Raw genomic sequence first — 24,640 nt, forward strand, 5'->3', positions numbered from 1 at the left:
TGTCACCTCAGGAGATGTATTGATCACTTTATACTCAGGCTTCACCCACATATTCGCTACCCCCTTTCATGACACCCACATTGAAAATTCTCACCTGCGCGGGGGTGTCGGATTTTCCCTTTCAAAATAATCTATGTAGATAGATATCTCAAAATAACCAGAATTTTGACCTGAAGATGTCCTAATGTGGTATTGGATTTGGCAATATATTGCAAAAAGGGACAAGAACAAAAAGAAACAACCTAAGTCCGGATGATGATTGAACTCAGGTTGTTTACGTTATGATTATCTACTTACTAATATAATGATTTATTAAATGATCTAACTCTCGTTGTTATAGATGCAACTCCAAGAAACGTATCAATCTTTTAGAAATCCAACTAATCAATAAAAAGATATATCCCGTACGGCTCAAGAATAACTTGGGATACTTTTAGTTTTTTCAACTTCACCTCAGTACTGGCTACTCTTTAAATGAAAATTAACTGTCCATTGTCCATTTTGATTCATTATTCCATGTGTGTGAAATGACAATTCAGAATTATCTGATCTGTAATGTTGCAGCTGTGCTATGATCGTTCCTTTATACTCATTATCACTTATTTTCTGAAACGATTCTGATTCCTCACGAACTAACGTATTCCCAATCCAAATATACGGGTTCCCAATCAAACTTTTAGTATCCGGACTAACTTGGATATTTGAATTTGTGGTTATCGTATAATGCAACTGAATGTCTTGGCCATGGTTTATTATCGAATAATCATTGATAGTTAACCTGATTCCGTTATACTCGGATGAACCTAAGCCATTACTTGACTGAGCATTGGTCAATGTTGGGTAGGCAAATCCAAAGAGTAAGGAAATGCATAAGGCGGCACCAATGAATCGCACGGTATAAATCGGTAATTTCCTCATATTAACACCATCCTTATTTTTCGTGAATATCTGATGTTTCGTCAATGTATAATTATCCTTTTAAGAAACAATCTGAGTCCGAATTAGAGAATCAGACTCGGATTGTTTCTGGAGTAAAAATCATTTCTTTTTGGATAGCCATTCCGCTAGTGCTTCAGCCTCTGCACCTTTGGCCATACCTGCTGGCATGCGGTCGCCACCATTAAGAATTTTATTCAATATGTCCTCTTTAGACATAGTTTTACCTATGTGTTGAAGATTTGGTGCTGTTGCGCCTTGAAGATTATCCCCGTGACAGGAAATACAACTTCTTTTGTAAACCTTTTCCGGATCGATAACAACGTCTGCTTCCCCTTGTAATTTTGCATTTTTATTTATAGCTCCAGGTTTTAACTTACCTCCGAGACCATAAACAACAACCTTCGTACCACCAGTAATGACTGCAACATATTCTTTGCCGTCAACCGTATATATGGAAGGTGCCATTTTGATTTGTTTTCCTCCACTTTGCATGCTCCATAATACTTTACCTGTTTTAATATCAAGAGCATTTACCTTTCCATCCAATTCCCCGTAGAAAGCAAGACCGGCGGCCGTACTTGTGAATCCGCCATACATCGGCTCGTCCGTTTTATTTTGATATACTTTTTTCCCTGTATTCATATCAATTGCTGTAATGGTACCAGAAACCTCAACATCCTTTGGCAAAGGAAGGATCTTTGTTCCTGGGAAGGTATTATTATCTTTTGCAATCTCTTTTGCATCTTTAGCGGCTACCATTAAATTAGGACTATTAATACCTGGAATAAGCACATAGTTGGTGTCAGGGTCATATGTCTGTGGAGCATAGCTTTCTCCACCTGGTGTTCCTGGCCATTGGAGAACTGCTTTACTCTCATCGCTTGGTACGTCCGAATGCTGAATCTTTACAAAAGGTACCCCATCATAAATGGTCTTCCCTGTTTTTGCGTCCCACGCATACCACTTTCCATTCTTACCGCCTTCAACCACAACCTTTTGCTTTTTCCCGTCAACCTTTGCACTGAGAATCATCGGTGTTGCGGCAGCGTCATAATCCCATATATCATGATCAACTTGAGTAGATGACCACTTAAACTTCCCTGTTTTACTATCTAAAGCAGTGATAGAATCGGTATATGGATTTTTTCCTTTTCTATCTGCATCATAAAAGTCCGGAGCTGGATTCCCTACTGCAAAATACATCATATCAGTATCTGGATCAAACGACATCGGTGTCCATACGGAACCACCCCCCGTAAATTTACCTTTCGCCCAGCCCGTTCCTCTTTTAGGAACGGTCCAAAATGGCTCTTTCCATAGCGGTTCCAGGGTATCTGCTTTAAACGCCCAAACAAAACCTCGTGTACCATTATCACCGCCGCTGCTACCAACGTAAACGTTGCCATCATAATACATCGGAGCTGAAGATTCATAGTATCTGTTTTCTAATTTGATAGTAGGTTCATGATCCCAAAAGTTAACCATTTTTAACAGTTTTCCGTTCTTCGCATCCAGTTTGGCCAGCCGATTATCGATCATCAAGACAAATACATTCCCATTCGCCACTGCGACACCCCTACTTGCCACATTGGACTGCCATGGCAAACCATTAATATGATCAAGTACGTCCTTGGGCGGTGTCCATGCCCAAAGCTTCTTTCCACTTGCGGCATCGATTGCAAACACATGATTTTTCGAACTAGTCACATACATGATCCCGTCGTGGACGACAGGGAAATCTTCTTGTAAATTTGGAATATCCTTATTCCAATCTAAGATATCCTGCTGCCATGCAATCCCCATTTTTGTTACATTCTCTTTTGTTATCTCTTTATAAGGCACATGTCGGGTATGTTGAAGGTCATACCCCCAATTTGGGAATCCTGTCACATCTTCCTGACTTGCCTGGTTGGATTCCTTGGTTTCCTCTTTTTTGTTATTAGCATTATTCTTCTTATTATTTGACTGACAGCCAACTATAACGATACTTGCTAACAAAACTAAACCTAATGACTTTAAATATCGCATCACGAAAATACCCTCCTGACATTATGAAATAAAACATCGATTTTTGATGATGAATTTTTCCACTTTCAGTCTTTAAACCTCCTTAAGATATTCAAATTTTTATAAGAACATTGGTATAATTACCTAAGGCACAAAAATTATGCAAATAGTCCTAATTCTTCCTTCTCTCTTTTAGTTTAATTGTACTGTTGGACGACCCATTACTTATTTTAGGCATAAAAAAAGGCAAAATGGGTCAGTCCCCCATTGATGTAAAGCTTCACCACGCTGGGGGACTGACCCAAAATTCTATAAATGGATTTTAAACATATTTTAATCCAAGGAAAACAAAAACCCGAACAATGGACTTTTTAAATGTCCATTGTTCGGGTTATAGTTAAAATAGCATGGGGATTGTAGCTGCTGCTATTCTGGTCGTTCATCCAAGGTGTGATACCAAACAAGCGGACCAAGGTGACCGAACTCCCCAACCGCCTCCTCCATCAACCTGTGTGCCTCTTCATATGCGCAGGCAGGTAAAATATCCAATTCATGATACCCCATATTTCCATAGTTATAGACAAGCAAAAACCTATCTGTCTCCCAAAGCTCAAGTCGAAACACATGCCAATGGTTCCTCACTTTCAATTGAATCCCTGTGTAGAATGTTTTCTCTCCCAGCTGTTGATAAGCAAACTCCGCTGTCCCTCCTTTATAGGACCTACCTTCCTCAAATACAAGTGGGTAACCTTTCGTATATAGGTGTTCCATACCTTTCAAGGTTTCAAGACTGGTTTCCCTTTTTGTCGCCACAATCACAGGAGACAGCCTATCTACTCCTATTTCATGGTATTCGATGGTACCACTGTCATCCCATTGAATATGGAAACCCGCATCCTGAAGCACATTTGCCCACCTTCCGAGATCTGCAGAATTTTTCAATTGTTCGCAAGAGAGAAACAATCCATCCTCCGTTAACAAACGATGGACTATTTCTAAATAACCACTGTCACCATAGGTCGGATTCTCCTTCATGTACTCTAGAAGTGACCAATAGTTTGAAATCATGATAGGCCCCATAATCTCATGAAAGGTCCGTGATGATATGATTAAATCAAAAGAATTCAGGGAAAAGTGCTCAATTACCTCCATAAAATCCATTTGGTAAAAACTCACATTATTAAGCCCTTGCTTTATTGCCAACTGCTGTGCACATTGAATTCCATTTCCACACTGTTCAATGCCAACGATCTCCGCATCTGGAAAAATCGAGGCGTACCAACAAGACAGCAACCCATTATCACAGCCAATTTCCAAAATCCGCTTCGGCTTTAAATGAGTTTGCTGATTGATCCAGTTGAGCAAGGACTGATGGAAATTCATCGTCCATGATTCTACCGCCAAACTGAAGGCCAGTGTTCGGTTTTTCACTTCATAAAGATTCCCTTTTAGTTTGCGCTCCATAATGGGTTGGAGTTCCTTAGCCAAGAAGGAGTCAACATGGGTTACATGCCTCCAAAAGTCTTCTTTGGTTAAGCAGTTTTTGATACCCAGTGACTTAAAATAGGCTGAGACGCTTTGTGACTTTAATTTAGTATTTATTAACATAGTATTATCTCCAGTTTAGGCGTATTTAGTTTGTTTCAAAAGGGTCAGCACCTATTAGTTGGTATTATTATCTAGTACTAATTATAGCATAAAAAAAGCTTTACTCCTTAGTGAAGTAAAGAAAATGGAAGAAATTCGGAATGCCCACCCCCCCTAAAAATATTCCTATAAATCTTAGAAATATACTTGACTAATCGTAAGAAAGAGACCGCCGCAGCGATCTTCATCTTTAACCTATTGCCCCCTATAGTTAAGTAGAAATCTTCACAATCCTAAAATATACCTACTTATTCATGAAAAGCGACCGGTTGTTGAATATCTTAATTAAAATATATTATTTATAGATTTTTATATTCCTGAAAATAGTTAATACAATGCTAAACGCCTACAAAAACCTATAATTTGTAGGTGTTTGTTTATTGCAAAAGGTTCATCGCAAAAAATCGATTCTGCTCCAATACACAATGTAGAACGACCATTAACCCTTAGCACTTATCTGCCAGCCGCAATTAGCTTTATTATCAAAAAATAGGGGATTGGCCCCAAAGTTTCCCATCAAAAAAAGAGAGTGCTAGGTAATCCCACATTAATGGCACTTACCTTGCACTCTGTTAATAATCTAATATTTAATTGATAACCTTCTCTTTTACAGACTCTTTCTTCAACAATTCCTTCACTTTCTGATCGATTCGCTCAATCTCCGCTGAAGAGTTCTTCCACCAGTTTCGACTCCAAATCCGTTCGATGGTCCAGCCTCTGCTTTCTAGGAACCGTTGACGGTAAACGTCTCTTTCCTTTGCATTTGCGGAGCTGTGATACATGGCTCCATCGCACTCGATACCCAATATATATCGGGAAGAATCATGCGGGTGAACAATGGCCATGTCAATTCGGTAACCTGACATCCCTACCTGAGTGGTAACCTCATAGCCGAGGTTTCGTAGTTGATGATACACTTGCTCTTCAAACGGAGAGTCGAAATGTAATTCTTTTTCCTGTACATGAGTATTTACATTTTCATTGACTTCTTGGACAACCGCATTGATCTGCTCCACTTGTGAGTTTGAAACAGCCCGTACATATTTTAGATAGGCCCTTAGTAATTTCGGACCTATTTGCGAAGTGTTTGCCACATTCAGTTCTTCTGGCTCAATACTTGAAACCACCGTGATTCCTTCTTTAGCCCGTGTAACCGCAACGTTCAGTCGGTTTTCTCCACCCTTTTGATTCAGCATCCCAAAGCGGTTATACACCTTGCCTTCCTCGTTTTTCGCATTCCTTGACCGCTTTTAATTCGGAGATAATACAATCCATCATTGGTTTCCCAGCTTTATCAAAGTTATTTTCTCCCCAGTTTTTAATGGCAAGTTCTCTCGTTTCAGGATTGTAGCGAATCAGCTGGTGATGCGTGATGAATCGTTCCATTAATGAATGAATACTTTCAATGGAATAGCCCATATCAAAGGCCATCTGCTTTTTCGTAATCTGATAGATTCCAATTTGAGTACTACACTGATTCGTTAAAAGATATAAATAAAAGTATCTGTCCTCTGGTGTCATTTCCTCCGAAACCATTGGATCCATCCAAAAATCAATACGCACTTTTCTAAACTTTGCCATCTTCAACCATGCCTTTCTTCTAATAAAATTCATTCATATATCATATAGAAAGAAATGAAGAAAAAGGTCATAGGATTTTCACTAGAATGTGAATTTTAAATGACACCTTTTCATCACCATGTCCTTAGCGCGGGGTTTAGGTGTAAGCCCTTACTTCGGTACTTCTACAATATCGAGATTGCCAAGGTAAAGCTAACTGCCAAATTTCAAATTTGAGGGCATTTTGGAGCTTAAACCTCAAAAAACGCCTCCAAATTTGATTTTTGGAGGCGTTTTTTGCAATTTCATTAACTTTTGAGCTTATTTTCAAACGAAACTATTATATTAAATTCCATGTTTGTCCATTTCTTATTATGCTTTTTTAACATATTTTAAATTAAAATCAAAACCTGTGTTCAATTGGAGGCTCTTATGTATAATCAAATTAATATTTTCAACCTGAACGTAAACGGGATGGCACAAAATGCAAGCATTAATATAGGAAAAACCTTACACAATAGCCATACTGCAAACTTAAAATTATTTGGTGCTAATTTTTCAATGGGAAATTTTTCACCTGCTAAATCCATAATTATTACGGTGATTCAAGATTCCAATATAAGTGATCAAGGTCAAAATGAAAATCCATCTTCATCAGACAAAAGTCAATGATGGTTCTAGACCGAGACTTTGTAATAACTCCTTTGCAAATTCCTTATCCTTTGGCGAACAGTGACTATCACTGTTTGCCTGGTGGACTTTCTTCAATGTTAATAGGGAAGAATGTAAAAGAAGCACAGTTCACAATTGAGCCCTGTGCATTTTTCATATCTTTTCGCCATTATTCTATTGAAAAGTACTAGCAAATTCCAGGAAATCTCGTTTTTAAGCGTTTGGTGACAGGAACGCCTATCTCTTTTTCCAGAAGACGTTTCATCATAATAGCGACATGCTTGGCATTATTAAGGAAATCATGCTCCACGAGCGTTTGAATGTACTCACAGTAGGTGCTTTTCAGTCATCTCTAAGGAAAAAACGAGTGGCAGAAATCCTGCCCAACCCGACATTTTTGCAAAATGAAGCATTACGTCGGTTTGACCCATCGATGGTCTGGCAGCGAAAATCGTCATTTTCCCACTCAATAAAAGGACCACTGGCCAAGTAGCATCCCAGTCCATGCAATTGAGTATTCCTTTTAATTTACATTGTTATAGATACAATAGAACAGATGTGTTATAATATATATAGAACAGATTGGAGGGAAAGTACATGATTATTCGAATTGAACCTGATTCCGATATTCCCATTTATCAACAAATCACCAATCAAATAATTGAAGGAATCGCTGGAGGATTGATTCAGCCAGGTAGCTCCCTGCCGTCTGTGAGGGCTTTTGCAGCAGACCTTGGGGTCAACATGCATACAGTCAATAAAAGCTATCATCAATTAGAGAAAAAGGGAATTATCCGCATAGCTCCTAAATCCGGTGCGATGATCTCTTCCCCACAAGATTTCAATGAATCTTCAAGCGAGAGATTAAAGGATGAATTTAAACCACTTATCGCAGAATCTCTTGTTGTAGGAATGTCCAATGCGCAAATTCAGGAACTTGTCACTTCTATTATTGAAGATTTAAAGAAGAGCAATAAAAATCTCAAGTAAAAAGGAGGCGCATTTATATGACTTTGGCCATTTTTCTTATCATTGCAATTATTCTGGTTGGAATTCAAACCGCAGTTCCTTTTTTAGTTAAACGGACCGTTATATTTGGAGTCACAGTCCCCGAAAAATACCTAAAGAACGAAAAGCTTACATCATATAAAAAGGGATATGCACTACTAGTTTCATTTCTTTCATTTCTGGTTTTAGCCGGCTATCTTCTTTGGGCACTATTAAATAAACCTTCTGAAGAACAAACTGTGCTGGTTGGTACGCTTATCCAATTTGGTATCATTCTTTACAGTCTTTCCCTGTATTTTTTCTATCACGGAAAAACGCTTCAATTAAAGAGGAAAAATAACTGGGGAGCGGGTCTAAAACAAGTAAAAGTCACTGATTTATCCGTCCGGAACCAGGATGAAATGCTTCCTTGGTATGTATATTTACTACCAATCGTAATTACTGTCGGGTTCATCGGATACACTATTCTCCAATACGACCTTCTGCCGGAACAGATTCCAACTCACTGGGGAATTAACGGTGAAGCTGATGACTTTACAGAAAAAACGCCCATGTCTGCAATCTTAATGCCGCTAACATTTTTAATTATGCAGTTCATGTTTTTAGCCATTCATAGTGGGACGAAGAAATCCGGGATTAAATTAAGCGCTACTAATACCAGTGCTTCGCGCATGCGCCAGCTCACTTTACGGAAAAATTCAAGCTGGTTTATGTTTATCATTAGTTTCTTGCTGACGGTTATGTTTAGTTTCTTTCAATTAAAAACAATTCACCCTGATTTATTTGATGGAATGACCATTGCAGCAGCACCCATCATTTTCCTTGTCATTACATTAGCCGGAACCATAGTCTTTGCTGTAAAAGTAGGACGATCAGATAAACTCGGCATGGATGAAGCTGAAGAGGGAATAACCGATTTCGACGAAGATGCCAATTGGAAAGGCGGCCTCTTTTATTTCAATCGAAAGGATCCGTCCATCTTTGTTGAAAAAAGATTTGGCGTTGGCTGGACGCTCAATTTTGGCAACCCTCTCGGTTATCTTGTTGTCTTCGTACCGTTGGTAATCATCTTAGTGATTTCTTTTTTGTAGGTACGGTCCATTCAGTGCCTGTCCCCCACTACTCTAGCGCAATAAAGTAGTGGAGGGCAGGCATTTTTTCATTTCGCCACATAATTTTTCATTTGTTTTGACAAAATAACAAATATACTGTAAATTAACATATGTACGAACAATAGGATTTAATTTTACTAGAATATTCGTGTTTGGGAGTGTAATTAATGGATAATGTATTTGATTATGAAGATATTCAACTGATTCCTGCTAAATCTATCGTTAACAGTCGTTCTGAGTGTGATACGAGTGTCACATTTGGTGGACATACATTTAAATTGCCAGTTGTACCTGCAAATATGCAGACGATTATAGATGAAAAGCTTGCGATTTTCTTCGCGGAAAATGGTTACTTCTATATTATGCACCGTTTCCAGCCTGAAAAGCGGATTTCCTTCATCAAAGACATGCAAGGACGTGGACTTATTGCATCTATTAGTGTGGGTGTTAAAGAGGGAGAATACGATTTCATTAACCAGTTGGCCGATGAAAAGCTAACACCTGAATTTATTACCATTGATATCGCCCATGGCCACTCCAACGCAGTGATTAATATGATTAAACATATTAAGAAACTTTTACCGAATAGCTTTGTCATTGCAGGAAATGTCGGAACTCCAGAAGCAGTAAGAGAATTAGAGCATGCCGGTGCAGATGCTACGAAAGTAGGAATTGGACCTGGGAAAGTATGTATTACGAAAATTAAGACTGGATTTGGAACAGGCGGCTGGCAGTTAGCTGCACTAAGATGGTGTGCCAAAGCGGCAAGCAAACCAATTATCGCTGACGGCGGCATCCGTACACATGGTGATATCGCGAAGTCCGTTCGATTTGGAGCATCCATGGTCATGATCGGTTCTTTATTTGCAGGTCATGAAGAATCTCCTGGGGAAACAATTGAAAAGGACGGAAAGTGTGTGAAAGAATACTTCGGCTCCGCTTCGGAATTCCAAAAAGGCGAACGAAAAAATGTTGAAGGTAAAAAAATGTACGTAGAACACAAGGGCCGTTTAATCGATACATTGATCGAAATGGAACAGGATCTTCAGTCTTCTATTTCCTATGCCGGAGGCAACAAGTTAAAAGACATCCGTACGGTTGACTATGTCATCGTGAAGAATTCCATCTTTAATGGTGATAAAGTTTATTAAAAAGTAACTGCCAGTCCCCCACACTTTGTTACCAAATGAGAGGGACTGGCATTTTTGTTATTTTTTAAACTAAAGCTATGAACGAAAAGTACGGCTATACAGGGTGTACTTTTCAATCTTTTCGCGATTTGGTTCATACCCGATACCCGGAAGCCTAGGAATGGTAATCATCCCATCTTCAACGGTTACCTCGGGGTCGATAATATCTTCCTTCCAGTAATGGGCTGAGGCGGCCGTATCACCTGGAAGTGTAAAATTCGACAAGCTTGTGATCGCAATATTATGTGCCCTGCCCACTCCAGACTCTAGCATTCCTCCACACCAGACGGGAATTCCATTTGCCTCGCATAGATCATGGATTCGTTTGGACTCGGTTAAGCCTCCTACACGGCCGATCTTTATGTTAATAATTTTACAACTTCCCAGTTGAATCGCCTTTCTTACATCTTCGACACTATGGATACTTTCATCCAGACAAATCGGAGTCTCAATTTGCGCTTGCAGCTGCGCGTGGTCGATGATATCATCAAAGCCTAATGGCTGCTCAATCATGGTTAAATTGAATTGGTCCATAGCCTTAAGCGTATCGAGATCATCTAGTGTATAAGCGGTATTTGCGTCAGCCATCAATGGAATATCTGGATACCGTTTACGTATCTCTGCTAAAATATTTAAATCCCATCCTGGTTGAATTTTCACCTTAATGCGCTTATATCCCTCTTGCAGACTACCTTCTATCAAACTCAATAGTTCTTCGACCGTATCCTGAATCCCAATACTGACACCAACTTCAATCTTTTCTAACTTTCCTCCAAGAGCGGAAGCAAGACTTACTCCCTGCTGTTTAGCATATGCATCCCAGATCGCCCCTTCCAGAGCAGCCTTCGCCATGTAATTTCCTCGAATATGATGGAACCGTTCGGAAACCTCATCCGGATGAGAAATCGGCTCTTTCAGAAGAAGGGGAATCAAAAAATCTTCCATCATATGCCAATTGGTTTTGACGGTCTCTTCCTTATAGGTGGCATCTATCGCAGCAACGGATTCTGCCCATCCCGTAATGCCATCCTTTGTTAGGACCTCCACTAAAATAAAATCTTTATCATATTCCGTTCCAACCGCTGTTGTAAAAGGGTGTAAAAGATCCATTTTCATATGTCGTAATACGATTCGTTGAATTTCCATTCTATCTATCCCTCACTCCGTTTTAAGTATGTTTCTTCGTTAATACATAGTGATGGAGGTAAGGAAGATTACTCTTTCGTAATGCCGTAACCGTCCATCCTCTGCTTAAATAATAGCTAAAAACCTCGCGCGTTTTCAGTCGCCAATCCAATGCAGTTTCTAAATCATTCGCTTTAATGGTTTGGAATTGATTCGGAACAGGTACATACAGGACATTCACATTCCATTCGTGATCAAGTAGCACTGCTTTTGGAATCGGGAAGCCCTGAGCATCCACTTCCACTTGAATCAAAAGGTGCACTTCTTCGACTTTAGCAGAATCTTCCGATGGCTTCGACGTTTCCCCAGTTATGTCCCATTCCACTAAAAAACGATCAGATGGTAAGCCTGCATTAAGAATATCAGGCATTTCACCGTAACAATTTTCAATATACTGCGTACAAACTCCACCTAATTTGCTCAAATTAAGATATCCATTAACCGTTTCTAGTGGATCATATGTCCACACGATTAATCGGTAGCCCTTTTGAAGAGCTTCTTCTCGCTGCCTTAATTTTAATTTTTCACCGATGCCCATTTTTTGAAAATCTGGGTGAATTCCCATACTGTGTGAGCAAAGATAGATAGTTGTCCCATCAAATCCAGGAAAACTATATTGAAATCCAATTAATCGTGCTCCAGAAAAAGCGCCAATTACCAGCCCGCCATTTTTTACAACGGCAATGCTATGATTCACTGGGACCGGATCTTCATCCGCCCAAATAAGACTTTCTAAATCTCTCACGGCTGTCAATTCCTCTGCCGAATGTAACATACGTATCGTAATCGGTTCTAATATATTCATCTTAAGTAACGATCCTCCTGAAAATTGTTTAGATGACACTTTTTAGAAAACTTTTTAAACGATCACTATTTGGATTGCTGAATAGTTGAAGTGGCGGTCCTTGTTCCTCGATGACACCGTCACACATATAAATCACTCGATCAGCTACTTCTCTAGCAAACTTCATCTCGTGTGTTACGATCAGCATCGTCATTCCTTCTTCAGCTAACCCCTTCATCACATTGAGAACCTCACTAACTAGTTCTGGGTCTAACGCAGAAGTCGGTTCATCAAAGAGCATAATTTTCGGATTCATCGCCATCGCCCTTGCAATTGCGACCCGTTGCTGCTGACCTCCGGAAAGCTTCCTAGGGTATACATCCTTTTTATCTTTAAGACCGACTCTTTCGAGGAGGATTAAAGCCTGTTCTATGGCTTCTGTTTTAGACTTCTTTAACGCCTGAATTGGCGCCTCTATAATATTTTGTAAGACGGTAAGGTGCGGGAATAGGTTAAATTGTTGAAATACCATTCCCACTTCTCGTCTAATTTGTTGAATACTTCGCGGTGAATAGTTTAATTCCATTCCATCAATCGTAATTCGACCAGAAGACAGGGTCTCAAGCCCGTTCAGACAGCGGAGGAGCGTACTTTTACCCGAGCCGCTTGACCCAATCAGAGCAACAACCTCGCCAGGATACACTTGTAAATTAATCCCTTTTAAAACTTCCAGCTGATGGAAACTTTTATGAACTTTTTCAATTTCAATAATAGGATGAAGATGATCTTTCACATGATTTGACACATTAGGTCCTCCTTGACTATCGTTCGCTGATCGACAACTTAAATTCTACTTTTCTTAAGAAAAACGAGAATATCGTGGTCATCACTAAGTAAAGAACGGCAGCTGTAATATAGAATTCAATAAATGCATAATTCGTTGATGCAAATCTTTGTGAAGTCATCATCAATTCTGATACGGTAACAAGCGACGCAAGCGATGAATCTTTTAATAATGTGATAGATTCATTGCCTATCGCAGGGATGCTTACTCTTAGCGCCTGCGGGAGAATAATTCTTCTCATAATTGTGGGATAACTCAGTCCAAGTGACTGAGCTGCTTCCATCTGCCCTTTTGGGATGGACAAGATCCCTCCTCTTAAAATTTCAGCAATATAGGCACCGGCATTTATTCCTAACGCCAGCACTGACGCGGTAAAGGGATCTAGTTCAATCCCGATTTGCGGAAGGCCGAAGTAAACAAGAAATAGTTGCACCAACAGCGGGGTCCCCCTCAGGACCCAAATATAAAAGTCGGCGAACAATGACAAAATCTTAAACTTTGAAATCTTCAGGATTACAATAATAATTCCCATCACTAACCCAAGGATTAAGGAAAGAATCGAGATTTCAAGGGTCAGGATCGATGCCTTGAGTAAAAATGGAATGTATTCAGTTACTAGAGAAAAATCTAACATATCTTTAGCTCCTTATCGGATGTCTTTTCCAAACCATTTTTTACTAATTTCTTCATATTTACCGTCTTTTTGCATTTCAGAGATCACCTTATTGATTTCTTTACGGAAATCATTGTCTTCTTTGCGGATGGTCATGCCCGCTAATTCAGTATTTAATAGTCCGCCAATTGCTACTAAACTATAATTCTGATCGAGGATAATTTTGGCACCGACACCTTGGTCTGTTGAAACACCATCAAGACGTCCATTTACTAAATCTTCAAAAGCAAGAAAATCATTCTTATACAGTTTCACATCGGCCCCAAGCTTGGTGACCTCTTCTGCTGCTGTAGTTGAGATCGTTACCCCAATCTTTTTCCCTTTCATGTCTTTTGGGTCTTTTATCGAAGAATCTTTTGGAACAAACAACTGATTACCAGTGGTAAAATATGGGTCGCTAAACGATACTTTCTTCTTTCTTTCCTCGGTAATCGCCATATCGGAAATGATAATATCAAACTTTTTGCCGGTTAATGCAGGGATCATACTATCCCAGGGGTTTGATACTAAAACCGCTTTCACACCAAGTCTTTTTGCCACTTCTTGAGCAATATCCACGTCAAATCCTTCTAACTCATTGCTTTTATTAATGTAGTTATATGGAGGGTACGCTCCCTCAAGGGCAATCTTTATTTCTCCCTTATCCTTAATCGACTGAAGTGTATCCCCTTTTGCTGAACCACTAACATCCTTGCTCCCACCACACGCAGCCATGATCAGGACAAGACACGCTATACACAAACCAACCATAAACTTTTTCATCATAATCCCCCATCACCATTTATTTTTATGATTATTTGATGCAGCCTTATAAACTAGATTTGATAATATTTTTGTTCCATAGAGGAGCGCTTCTTGATTAAATTCCATCTCCGGATGATGAAGACCAGGACGCAAGTCACAGCCAAGTCCAATCATGGTCGCCTTTATTTCAGGATTTTGAAGGGTATAGAAATGAAAATCTTCACCTCCTTGTGAAATACAGTTATCCACCACATTTTCTTCTCCCATGACAAAGGCCGCAGCCTCCTTTGCCATCTTAATCGCTTCTTTATTTAATCTTGCGGCTGGAACAAATTCTTCCACGGAGGCGCTTATTCTTGTCCCAGTAAGAGCACCTACTTTCTCTAGCAGATCTAATGTTCTGGACTGCAGCTCTTCCATCGCTTCATTTGTTGCTGCTCGTAAATCTAATATAAAATTTGCCGTTTCAGGAATGACATTGGAGGAATTTCCCCCAGCATGTAAGCCCGTCATTTTTATCGAAAAAGAATCAGGGCTTCTTAGTCGAATGTTTTGCAAGGCTTGGATTACGTAAGATGCGGCTTCGATCGAATTATTACCATCTTGGGGCCGCGATGCATGGGCTTGTTTCCCCTTAATGACTCCATAAATGGTGGCACAGGAACTATGCACGATGGCAGGAGCGGCTTTCCCCATCGGAACTTCCATCCAGGGTCGAAGATGTACACCAAATAAGTAGTGGACACCTTCCAATGCTCCATCTTGGATCATTTGTAGTGCACCTTCGCCTTTCTCCTCTGCTGGTTGGAAAATGAAACGAACCGGCTTTAATCGAGCTGGTTTACAAGCCGCAAAAGCCAAGGCAGTATGTAGTACCATCGTGCTGTGAGCATCGTGCCCACAGGAATGATTGGGTTGGACCTTTCCTTTCACTTCTTGTAATAGGGCATCCAAATCCGCGCGTAAAGCAATGATTTCGTCGCCTTCACCTGGTATATCGGCAATAATTCCATAATGACCAGCGAAGGTCTTAAATGATATCCCCGCTCTTGCTAACTCTTCCTGAATATATTGGGAAGTCTTTTGTTCTTGCCAGCTAGGTTCAGCCAATTGGTGCAGGTCAGCATAAGTCTTTAAAATGGTTTGCTCCTGCTCATTTATGTAATGAATAAGCTGCCTCATGAAATTTCCCCTTTCCTCACAAGTGTTCATTCAATAAAAACATGGTAATTCGTGTACAGCTCTTCTAATTTCTGCTGCCGAGCTTGAATCCGATGAGAATCTTTCACCTTCATCCCGGCAATGATGAAATCCAACAATATGATGGCTGGTGTGATGGAATGGGCGGCCGACTCTGAATCTTCCTCCGTGGTTAATGTAAGGTCAGCGATTCGACCAATCGGAGACAATAAACGATCTGTCACGCAAATTAATGGTATCCCCTGTTTTTTGGCACACTCTGCAATATGAAGGGTTTCCTTCGAATAGCGCGGAAACGAGATGATAAATAAAACAGAACGGTCACTTAAATCGCCCAACCGCTCGTAGATTTCTCCAGTTGATGGGCAGAGTGTGACTTGATCCCGAAGAGAATGGAGCTGGAATGAAAACCAGTGTGCCGGTGCATAGGATGCACCCATTCCCAAAATGAAGATTCGATCGGCATTGATTAATTCATTAACAACCTTCCATAGTTCTGTTTCATTCAGTTGATGATTGGTTTGCCGCTGGGACAGAATTTCCTTTTCCAGAATCTCTGTAAAGAGAGACGTGTGCTCTTCCTCTTTCCTTTCTACTTGCGCATCTGAACTAAATGGATGCAAACTTTTGTTTACGATCTGCTGTTGAATGTAATTCTGCATTTCACTGAAACCATTAAATCCTAATGCGTAGGATAGACGAATGACGGTCGTTTCACTAACTTCTACCTTTCGTCCAATCATCATCGCTGTGCTAAAAGCGGATTCATCCAGTTTCTCTATCAAATGTTTGGCAACTTTCTTTTGCCCAGGTGACAAGGTATCATATTTTTCTTTAATAATCGTTTCAAAACTTTTCATACGGCCCTCCATATTGTGCAGTTAATACTTCATTTTTTATAAATGTTGCAGTAACTGCTTTATTGTTTTTTATTATACTTCATTTCTTGAATATTTAGAAATATTTTTTTATTAAATATTGCTTTTTTTTAGCATGTTCGGAAAATCCGGGTCAGTCCCCCGTCAAGTTAAAGCATTAACATACTGAGGGACTGACCCCAAAGTTAATGGAATACAAAAAACCCCGATTCTTTATTATAAGTAGGATCGAGGTTCTAATATATTGAAAATAGGTTATTATGGAGGATTCTTTATGGAGAGTTTTAGCTATTTTTCAACTTGTGAATTTCCCTGGAGTGTTCGGAAATCATCCGGTCATAATATTCAAGGTCATATTTTGTGGCCATAGAATTTTTGATTTCTTTCACATCATCTATAACAATGTTTACTTTCGTTTCCATTGCATCCATTCTTTCGTTTGTTTCGGAAATCTTTACATTCGTGGCTGCTACTGTATTTATTAATTGATGTAATAAATCACCTTGTCTTTTTTGTTCAGTAGTTAATCTGTGGTCCATGTCAGTGATTCTTTGATCCATGCTAGTGATTCTTTGATCCATGTCAGTGATTCTTTGGTCCATGCCAGTTATTCTATGATCCATGTCAGTGATTCTTTGGTCTATCGTGTTTACCTTTTGGTCCAAGGTATCAAGTTTGTCCAATATCAACATGAGTGTTTTTTCCATCCTTCTCACCTCCCTATTTTTATTGCTTTTATTATAGCAGGTTTATGTAGATATTTGTCGAGGGGTCTCAAATTGCTGTTCTACATGGAAAGGAAACATATAGCGTGTAGATCAAAAAAAGGTGCCTGACACCATTCATAAGATTGGATGGTGTCAGGCACTCTTTTAATTTTTCCTATACTACTTTTTGATGCTATTTTTTAAAAGCTGCATCAAGGTACTCTTTATGAATCTGATCTTTATAATTAAATGCTTTCTGGATGTAGCCTGCATCGGCTAATGTGTCGATGGAATCTTGCTGTGCGTTAATAGACTCTTTTGTAAATAGGATATTAGGTTTTTCCGCTGTGATGATTTTCTTAATGAGATCAGCTGGAAGTTTAGTTGCACGTGAGTATATTTCAGATGCTTCATCTGGATTTTCAATTTGCCAATCGGCTGCTTTTTTGTACACTCTTAAATAGGCCTGAACAATTTCAGGATGTTCTTTTGCAAAGCCTGACCTGGCAATAATAGCGCCAGGAGCAAATATTTTTTTGTTTACATCTAAAGTTAATGCAATCCCTTTTTCAACATTATTTAGGTAATAAGGATTCCACGCAGACCATGCGTCTAATTTTTTGGATTCAAAGGCCGCTTGTGCATCATCGGGTTGAAGATTGATGAGTTTCACATCATCTGTCGTTAAACCATTTGCTTTCAAAGCTTTAATTAGATACACATGTGCCGTTGTCCCAAGAGGAACACCCACTGTTCTGCCTTTTAATTCTTTAATCGTCTTTATATCCCCATTTTTTTGTACTAAAATCCGAACATTCGATTCACCTGTACCGGTTTGGGCAATCACTTCAAATGGCAGTTTTTTATCTAAACCTGCGATTAACGCACCATCTCCTAAAAACGATAAATCAACACGATTGGAAGCAAGTGATTCTAAAAGCGGGGGTCCGCTTGTGAATTCACTCCATTTTACATCGGCATTCAGTGCCTTAAACTCTTCTTCGAACCAGCCCTTTTCTCGAGCAATGACTAGAGGACCCATTTTTCCATTTAATGCAATATTCACTTTAACTGGAGCACCTTTGGCATCCGTTTTTTCTGTGGATGAATTGCATCCTGCTAATAAAAAGATCATGGAAATGACCAATAATAATCCTAATAAGTGCTTACGATATTTCTCCATATTTAAACCTCCTCGTATCACATGGCTTCACCCGCTGCATGTGTGTATCCTGATTATGAAAAAAAGAGGTTCGCAATGAGCGTGATCTCCTTTTCGGAACCTCTATTTATTCAATGAGTTAGATTTTATTTCTTCACTAGTAATTGGCTAACTTCATTTTCTTGATTAACAGGTACGTCTTTTCCGACGGTTACACGCCGCACCACCCGATGACGATCTCCGTAGTCTGCTACCGCATAATGCTGCGTGGCCAAGTTATCCCAAATAGCCACATCCCCTTCCGTCCATTTCCAGCGTACGGTATTTTCTAAACGAGTCACGTACGAATCAAAGATACTCAACAATCGTTCAGATTCACTTGTTGTAAAGCCTTCTAACCGTCCCGCAAATCCTCCTAATAACAAATGTTTTTTACCGGTTTCGGCGTGAACATGTACCACTGGATGTCTCGTTTTAAAAACCGTTGATTCAAAAACATCACGATATTTTTTTGTTACCTCATTAACATCAATATCACTTCGTTTATACTGCGCATAATCAAATTCATTGGAATGAATTCCCCATAACTTATCAGCTAATTTTTTTAAGCCATCCGGAAGGTCTTCATACGCTGTATTGGTGTTTGCCCAAACTGTATCACCGCCAACTTCCGGAATCGTTACCCCTCTTAATACGGAGTATTTCGGAACTTCAGGAACAAACGTAACATCCGTATGCCAATGATTCGCTTTTGCACCTACCGCAGAGTCCAATTCAAAAATATAGTTTGTATTATTTTTTACCGGTACGGTTGGATGTGCATATGGTTCGCCTAATAATGATGCAAATGCTTCTTGGCTCGCATCCGTTAAATGATTTTGGCCCTTAAAAAACACTACCTTGTACTCGTTTAGTGCTTGTTTAATTTCATGTAAAATACTTGGTTCTAAATCCCCGCTTAATTGAACACCTTGAATTTCTGCACCAATTCTTCCTGCTTGCGGCACCACTTTTAATTGTTTTGTTTGAAAAGCTGTCATTTTCAAATTCCTCCTCATTATCATGTTTTAATTTTTTTCAACCACTACGTAAATCTCTCTCTTGATCCGCCTCCTAACTTTTTATTTCCCACTTAACCTAGATAAATAGTTGGTTTAATAACCAAAAAACAAAAAGAGATCTAACAAAGTGAGCCTGGAGGCTTCTCTTTGTTAAATCTCTAGTCGTCTAGTGGATTCTTATCACTATTTTTAATTGGTCTATATTGGAAAGTGGTTTGGTTATGAATGCATCTTAACAGGGTTTGAAATAGTCTGTCAATTATTTTTTAAGTAATCCTATAAATTTAGTTGGATTTAAAGTATTGATTATTCATAATCGCCATGGTAAGTTATTATCAATTAATTCATTCGAATGAATCGACTAGTCTACTGGAGATTCGGTGAAAAGACACATTTGTCTTTTCGCTGAATCTCTTTTTTTATTTTTGGCTGTGTTAGAGGTTAATGTTGATTTTGGCACTCTGTTGATTGGAGTGGAAGGCACGAAGACTCCTGCGGGAGTACGGGGCAGGGGAGACCCCGCAGGAGCAAAGCGACGAGGAGGCTCCCCGGCACGCCCGCGGAAAGCGAAGTGCCTGGAACGGAAATCAACAGACAAGTTTAACACAGCATTATTTTTAGAAAGGATGAAGAACATTATGGTATCCACAGTGAAAATTAATCATGTAAGAAAAACGTTTAACAGTGACAATGAAAGAATTAAAGTTTTAGAGGATTTCAATCTTTCCGTAAAATATGGTGAGTTTATGACCATTATTGGTCCCAGCGGTTGCGGAAAAAGTACATTATTAAAATTAATTGCCGGACTTGATTTAGATTTTGAAGGCGAAATTGCGATAGCTGATAAGGCAGTGAATGGACCCTCTAAGGATCGCGGTTTTATTTTTCAAGAGCATCGTTTGTTTCCCTGGTTAAACGTAGAAAACAATATTTCAGGTAACTTGTCATTAAAAGATCCAGAAATACGTTCAAAAGTCGACCATTTAATTTCACTTGTAAAACTTAAAGGATTTGAAAAAGCCTATCCGCGTCAATTATCAGGGGGGATGTCACAACGTGTAGCAATTGCTAGGGCCTTGCTGCGGAATCCTGAAGTGTTATTGCTAGATGAACCATTTGGTGCATTAGATGCATTTACTCGCAATCATCTCCAAGAAGCTTTACTTGAAATATGGGAGGAAAATCAGACGACTATGATGCTTGTCACCCACGATATTGATGAGGCGATCTTTTTGTCCTCTAAAGTCGTCGTCATGGATGCAAAGCCAGGGCGAATAAAGGGGATTGTCCCTATTGATTTGCCTTATCCAAGAACAAGGATTAGTAAAGCATTTCAAGAATACCGAACCGTTATCTTGAAACTTCTTGATCACCAAGTTAACGAAATAGAAGATTGGAGCATTTAACTAAAAATAGAAAGGATGATGTACATGTCTACACAAACAATCGCTCAGAACAAAGCCATTTCAATTAAGAAGAAGAAGTCACCATTAACTAAAAGCTACTCTATATGGCGAGGATTTACTCTGCCTGTTGTCGTATTGTTTTTATGGCAATTGTTAAGTTCACTCGGTATCTTGTCCGAACAATTATTTTCTTCACCATTGCTAATTGTCACCCGCTTCATTGAGCTAGTCCAGTCAGGAGAGATGGCTAAACATTTGCAAATTAGTTTATTTCGAGCATTTCTCGGCTTTGCTATCGGCGGTTTTCTCGGATTATTAATAGGTGTCATTGTTGGCATGAACAAAAGGGCGGAGGAATATTTAAACCCTAGTATCCAAATGCTCCGAACTGTCCCACTGCTTGTGATTACACCGCTATTTATCATGTGGTTAGGGTTTGGTGAATTATCGAAAATATTACTCATTGCTTTAGGTGCTTTTTTCCCTTTATATTTACAAACCTTTTTAGGCATTCGAAATGTAGATAAAAAACTTTACGATGTTGCTCAAATATTAGAGTACAGCCGAATAGAGCAAATCACTAAGTTAATGATTCCAGCTTCTTTACCTAATATTTTACTAGGTATACGCTTAGCTCTAAGCGCTGCCTGGATGTGCTTAGTTGTCGCAGAGTTATTGGGCGCAGATAGAGGTGTGGGCTTCATGATCCAAGATGCCCGTTCATTTATGCAGACAGACACTGTCTTTGTAGGCATTATCATCTTTGCCCTTGCTGGTAAAATATCCGACTCGATCGTCCGCTTTTTAGAAAATCGTTTACTTAAATGGCAAGATAGTTTTAAAGCTTAACCCAATATTAAAGAATCCACATTCAAACCCTTAACTAAGAAAAGTCGGCTAAGCCTCCAAATTACTACAACATTTAAAGACTACTTCCTTATTATATGGGAAGTAGTCTTTTCTGTAGAAAAAACTATATTAACTGATATTGTTGGCCTTTTTTCTTTTTATAATCATGATACTTATAAGATAAAGATCAATTAATTACGAAAAAACCGCATAAATGAAAAAATCACTGTGCGGTTTGATATATATTCGATAGGTATTAATTCGCCTTTTTCTCCTCAATTCCAGAAATCCCCCATACCTTTCGAAGTTCTGTAGGGATAAGAAACGGTGTATATTCATAATCAGTCACAGCAAGTGTCTGGCGTTCCAACAGCGCCAAACCCAGACGATTGATTATGCAGCCGAAGAATCCTGTATGATCGGAATCAAGAAATAATCCCATTAGTTCCTTGTGTTTCATTAACTTTTTCCAACTCGATTGAGGAATTTCCATCCAATCAGAGATCTCGTCTCCCACCATTTCTCGAATCAATGCGGGTATGACATTATCAAAAAACTCACCTGGTATAAGACCGGCATGATATTCAAGCAAAGCGCGAGTCATTTGTACCCCCTCGGGAGAAGGACCGTGATGCCACCTTTCAATCGACCTTTTAATTATTTCTGCCTCTTTCATGTTTTTCGGAAGAATACCCTTCCTGATACCCAACATTTCCCCGACAATTCTCCAAAAATACAGATAATCTTCAGCCTGGCGATCTGTAACCTCCATACCCAAACGTCGAAGTCCATCGATAATGACACTAGAGAAAGTTAATAAAGTACCTAACAAATCCTCCTGGCATATAGGAACACCAAGTTCCCCTTCGTTCCATCGACCAGTTCCTCTAATCAAGTGGCGGATGGCCGAATGCATTAATCGAACCTTTTGAACTGCTTTTATCCCTTTTCCCCCTGGTTCAAGACCGCCCGGCGCCATGACAAGCAGAACAAATTGTCCCGTTTCAGATATTCTGCGATTAGCATCCTGCCCTAAGCGATAACTGAACGTGAGAGCCTTTACACCTTTATGTGCAGTATAGCAGTACACAAGTGAGCTTGTTCCTAATAGTAAGGTTATGGCAATCCCATGCTCCTTAAAAAAATCTGTTGCGCTTCGAATCCGGTCCCACTCAATATCTATTGGACAATTAGCGGTTTCTTTCAACCAATATTCGATATTATCAGGCAGTGCCTCAGTATATGTTTGCTTATTGTTAATTAGTTTTTTTAGCAATTCATTTACTGCTCCAACTTGACCGGTCCGGAAAATTTCTCCCACAATCTTATCTAAAATTGGGTCTCCTTCCATCCGTAACTGATCCATAATCTCGTCTGTATATTGCATCAAATTCTCCCCTTACTCACATTTGTTGAAGAAATATATAATTCCGTAATTCATCCTAAGATTTACTATTCAATAAAGGAGAAATACTTAATTCAAAGGCAATTCAAACCAAAAGTGTGTATATCCTTCTTCAGGACTTTCTACACCGATTCTCCCATCGTGACGGAGAATGATTTCACGTGCAATGGATAATCCTAGACCACTCCCGCCCATTCGACTTGTTCTCGCGGTATCGGAACGATAGAATCGATCAAATATCCGTTCTCTTTCTTCAGAAGGTATACCAGATCCACGATCAGCTACTTCCACACGAACCCAATTGCTTTTAGGAAACACACGAACCCTGATCCAATTTCCACTTGCTCCATACTTAAGAGCATTTTCTAAAAAATTGCTGATCACTCGTTCTATCTTACCAGGAGTGATGCTTACCCAATACTCCTCATCCGGCACATCGATATCTAGCTCAACACCTGCCGTCTCTAATTTAGGAAAGACTGCCACTACTTCCCGTCGAACTAATTCCGTTAGATTCAAACGAACTCGTTCCCATTCTTCTTGATGTGCGTCTAATGAGGCAAGTTCGAATAGATCGTCAATCAATCCTTTCAGTAGTAATCCTTTATTATGAATAACGGAAAGCGATTGTTGCGGATTCTCTGTAATTCCATTTTCTAATGCTTCCGCATGGGCAAGAACTGCGGTAAGTGGTGTACGAAGGTCATGAGAAGCAGCTGCAACCATATACCGACGAGCTTTATCCAGCTCTTCAATCTTTCTATTCGCTACTTGAAGATTATCTGCCATTACGTTTATATCCCTACCAAGGGTACCAATTTCATCCCCTCTATTAAAGAAATCGACCCGTGCGCTTAGATTTCCATGCGCAAATTGTTCTACAATGCTCGACAGCTTCAATATCGGATTAACCAAAATCCTGCCGTAAACGGAAAGAAGGATAAAACCAATCAGTATTATCGTTATAAGTAGACTTATCACCCAAAAAAGAGTGCCCGGCGGAGAGGTTATGTGATCAACGTTAGGGATTGAACTGGAAGGGATTGTTATAATATATAACCCCCAAATCTGTCCATCTTTTTTAATTTCGACCACATAAGGTAACTTATCTACATACTTCACTTCCCAAAGTTGTTTTGAATAAAGGTATAGATAATTCACTGCTTCTTGCAAAGGAATCGACTCTTCTTTGTTTTTATTAAATCCCGGACCAGAATCAGCGAGAACGGAGCCATTCATTTTAATTACTTGGATTCGTTCCCCAGGATAAAGTTTTTTGGGCATATAGATATCTTGAATACTAGTTTCATTGTTATCGTGTATAGCCTTTTCAATTTTTTCTACTCTTTCCATAGATGAATTTTTCAAGTCAGAAAGGAGATTATATGCCATCGATGGACCACGATAATAAGAATAAAGGATACTAAACAAAATGAAAAAGACGGATGCCAATGTAACCGCAGCGATATAAACGAAAACCATCTTAACTTTTAGTTTTTTAAGCATATAGATATCTCCTATTTTTGAAGATTAACGGTTTAATAAAAATATAGGTCAATATAAATGGATAATTGTTAACATTTTCCTAGTTTTCTTGTAAAATATAT

At 39.3% G+C, this 24,640-nt stretch carries 24 protein-coding genes; 6 read left to right on the plus strand and 18 right to left on the minus strand.

The window, feature by feature from the left end:
• Positions 1-453: 453 nt before the first annotated feature.
• The 5 genes from FS608_RS06235 to FS608_RS06255 all read right to left on the minus strand — a co-directional run bounded on the left by FS608_RS06235 (position 454) and on the right by FS608_RS06255 (position 6,174).
• Positions 454-918, minus strand: a complete 465-nt coding sequence (locus tag FS608_RS06235; RefSeq protein WP_144548380.1) for a hypothetical protein — start codon at positions 916-918, stop codon at positions 454-456.
• A 120-nt stretch (positions 919-1,038) separates the two neighbouring features.
• Positions 1,039-2,967 carry an outer membrane protein assembly factor BamB family protein gene (locus tag FS608_RS06240; RefSeq protein ID WP_260871614.1) on the minus strand — a complete coding sequence of 643 codons (1,929 nt, stop codon included), beginning with the start codon at positions 2,965-2,967 and terminating at the stop codon, positions 1,039-1,041.
• A 405-nt stretch (positions 2,968-3,372) separates the two neighbouring features.
• Positions 3,373-4,554, minus strand: a complete 1,182-nt coding sequence (locus FS608_RS06245; RefSeq protein ID WP_144548382.1) for a class I SAM-dependent methyltransferase — start codon at positions 4,552-4,554, stop codon at positions 3,373-3,375.
• 626 nt (positions 4,555-5,180) lie between these two features.
• Positions 5,181-5,807 carry a DUF559 domain-containing protein gene (locus tag FS608_RS06250; protein WP_260871592.1) on the minus strand — a complete coding sequence of 209 codons (627 nt, stop codon included), beginning with the start codon at positions 5,805-5,807 and terminating at the stop codon, positions 5,181-5,183.
• Positions 5,800-6,174: a replication protein gene (locus FS608_RS06255; protein WP_144548630.1), complete on the minus strand. Its 375-nt coding sequence runs from the start codon at positions 6,172-6,174 to the stop codon at positions 5,800-5,802. The genes FS608_RS06250 and FS608_RS06255 overlap by 8 nt, the downstream gene beginning before the upstream one ends.
• Before the next feature lie 411 nt (positions 6,175-6,585).
• On the opposite strand from FS608_RS06255, the gene FS608_RS06260 reads away from it, so the two are divergent.
• The gene (locus tag FS608_RS06260; protein WP_144548383.1) at positions 6,586-6,825 is read left to right on the plus strand and encodes a spore germination protein; all 240 of its coding nucleotides are present in this window, start codon (positions 6,586-6,588) and stop codon (positions 6,823-6,825) included.
• Between the two features lie 326 nt (positions 6,826-7,151).
• Here FS608_RS06260 and FS608_RS31615 read toward each other — a convergent pair whose 3' ends face one another.
• Positions 7,152-7,331: a DnaB-like helicase C-terminal domain-containing protein gene (locus tag FS608_RS31615; RefSeq protein WP_313958696.1), complete on the minus strand. Its 180-nt coding sequence runs from the start codon at positions 7,329-7,331 to the stop codon at positions 7,152-7,154.
• 91 nt (positions 7,332-7,422) lie between these two features.
• On the opposite strand from FS608_RS31615, the gene FS608_RS06270 reads away from it, so the two are divergent.
• The 3 genes from FS608_RS06270 (at position 7,423) to guaC (ending at position 10,096) form a co-directional block, all read left to right on the plus strand.
• The gene (locus FS608_RS06270; protein ID WP_144548384.1) at positions 7,423-7,815 is read left to right on the plus strand and encodes a GntR family transcriptional regulator; all 393 of its coding nucleotides are present in this window, start codon (positions 7,423-7,425) and stop codon (positions 7,813-7,815) included.
• A gap of 17 nt (positions 7,816-7,832) precedes the next feature.
• Positions 7,833-8,924 (plus strand): DUF1648 domain-containing protein, encoded by a 1,092-nt coding sequence (locus FS608_RS06275; protein WP_144548385.1) that lies wholly within the window; start codon positions 7,833-7,835, stop codon positions 8,922-8,924.
• Between the two features lie 188 nt (positions 8,925-9,112).
• Positions 9,113-10,096: a GMP reductase gene (guaC, locus tag FS608_RS06280; RefSeq protein WP_144548386.1), complete on the plus strand. Its 984-nt coding sequence runs from the start codon at positions 9,113-9,115 to the stop codon at positions 10,094-10,096.
• Positions 10,097-10,171: 75 nt separating this feature from the next.
• On the opposite strand, the gene menC is transcribed toward guaC, so the two are convergent.
• The 10 genes from menC to FS608_RS06330 all read right to left on the minus strand — a co-directional run bounded on the left by menC (position 10,172) and on the right by FS608_RS06330 (position 19,352).
• On the minus strand, positions 10,172-11,281 hold the full coding sequence (gene menC / locus FS608_RS06285; RefSeq protein ID WP_144548387.1) for an o-succinylbenzoate synthase: 1,110 nt from the start codon (positions 11,279-11,281) through the stop codon (positions 10,172-10,174).
• Positions 11,282-11,303: 22 nt separating this feature from the next.
• Positions 11,304-12,125 carry a GNAT family N-acetyltransferase gene (locus FS608_RS06290; protein WP_260871593.1) on the minus strand — a complete coding sequence of 274 codons (822 nt, stop codon included), beginning with the start codon at positions 12,123-12,125 and terminating at the stop codon, positions 11,304-11,306.
• Between the two features lie 28 nt (positions 12,126-12,153).
• Entirely contained in the window at positions 12,154-12,876 is a 723-nt protein-coding gene (locus FS608_RS06295; protein ID WP_144548632.1) for an amino acid ABC transporter ATP-binding protein, read from the minus strand.
• A 49-nt stretch (positions 12,877-12,925) separates the two neighbouring features.
• The gene (locus FS608_RS06300) at positions 12,926-13,582 is read right to left on the minus strand and encodes an amino acid ABC transporter permease (RefSeq protein ID WP_144548388.1); all 657 of its coding nucleotides are present in this window, start codon (positions 13,580-13,582) and stop codon (positions 12,926-12,928) included.
• A gap of 12 nt (positions 13,583-13,594) precedes the next feature.
• A complete protein-coding gene (locus FS608_RS06305) occupies positions 13,595-14,383 on the minus strand; it encodes a transporter substrate-binding domain-containing protein (RefSeq protein WP_186328625.1) in 789 nt (262 codons plus the stop codon).
• 12 nt (positions 14,384-14,395) lie between these two features.
• Positions 14,396-15,547: an amidohydrolase gene (locus tag FS608_RS06310; protein ID WP_144548390.1), complete on the minus strand. Its 1,152-nt coding sequence runs from the start codon at positions 15,545-15,547 to the stop codon at positions 14,396-14,398.
• 26 nt (positions 15,548-15,573) lie between these two features.
• Positions 15,574-16,425: a MurR/RpiR family transcriptional regulator gene (locus tag FS608_RS06315; RefSeq protein WP_144548391.1), complete on the minus strand. Its 852-nt coding sequence runs from the start codon at positions 16,423-16,425 to the stop codon at positions 15,574-15,576.
• A gap of 302 nt (positions 16,426-16,727) precedes the next feature.
• Positions 16,728-17,150: a hypothetical protein gene (locus FS608_RS06320; RefSeq protein ID WP_144548392.1), complete on the minus strand. Its 423-nt coding sequence runs from the start codon at positions 17,148-17,150 to the stop codon at positions 16,728-16,730.
• Between the two features lie 193 nt (positions 17,151-17,343).
• Complete coding sequence (locus FS608_RS06325) at positions 17,344-18,333, minus strand: ABC transporter substrate-binding protein (RefSeq protein WP_144548393.1); 990 nt, start codon at positions 18,331-18,333, stop codon at positions 17,344-17,346.
• A 125-nt stretch (positions 18,334-18,458) separates the two neighbouring features.
• Positions 18,459-19,352: a TauD/TfdA dioxygenase family protein gene (locus FS608_RS06330; protein ID WP_222127313.1), complete on the minus strand. Its 894-nt coding sequence runs from the start codon at positions 19,350-19,352 to the stop codon at positions 18,459-18,461.
• A 659-nt stretch (positions 19,353-20,011) separates the two neighbouring features.
• Between FS608_RS06330 and FS608_RS06335 the strand changes: the two genes are divergently transcribed.
• Both FS608_RS06335 and FS608_RS06340 read left to right on the plus strand, forming a co-directional pair.
• A complete protein-coding gene (locus FS608_RS06335) occupies positions 20,012-20,779 on the plus strand; it encodes an ABC transporter ATP-binding protein (protein WP_186328648.1) in 768 nt (255 codons plus the stop codon).
• An 18-nt stretch (positions 20,780-20,797) separates the two neighbouring features.
• Positions 20,798-21,628 carry an ABC transporter permease gene (locus FS608_RS06340; protein ID WP_144548395.1) on the plus strand — a complete coding sequence of 277 codons (831 nt, stop codon included), beginning with the start codon at positions 20,798-20,800 and terminating at the stop codon, positions 21,626-21,628.
• 256 nt (positions 21,629-21,884) lie between these two features.
• Here FS608_RS06340 and FS608_RS06345 read toward each other — a convergent pair whose 3' ends face one another.
• Complete coding sequence (locus FS608_RS06345; RefSeq protein WP_144548396.1) at positions 21,885-23,015, minus strand: oxygenase MpaB family protein; 1,131 nt, start codon at positions 23,013-23,015, stop codon at positions 21,885-21,887.
• Positions 23,016-23,102: 87 nt separating this feature from the next.
• The gene (locus FS608_RS06350) at positions 23,103-24,539 is read right to left on the minus strand and encodes a sensor histidine kinase (RefSeq protein WP_144548397.1); all 1,437 of its coding nucleotides are present in this window, start codon (positions 24,537-24,539) and stop codon (positions 23,103-23,105) included.
• Positions 24,540-24,640 lie beyond the last annotated feature (101 nt).

It is taken from the genome of Bacillus sp. X1(2014), from assembly GCF_007678255.1.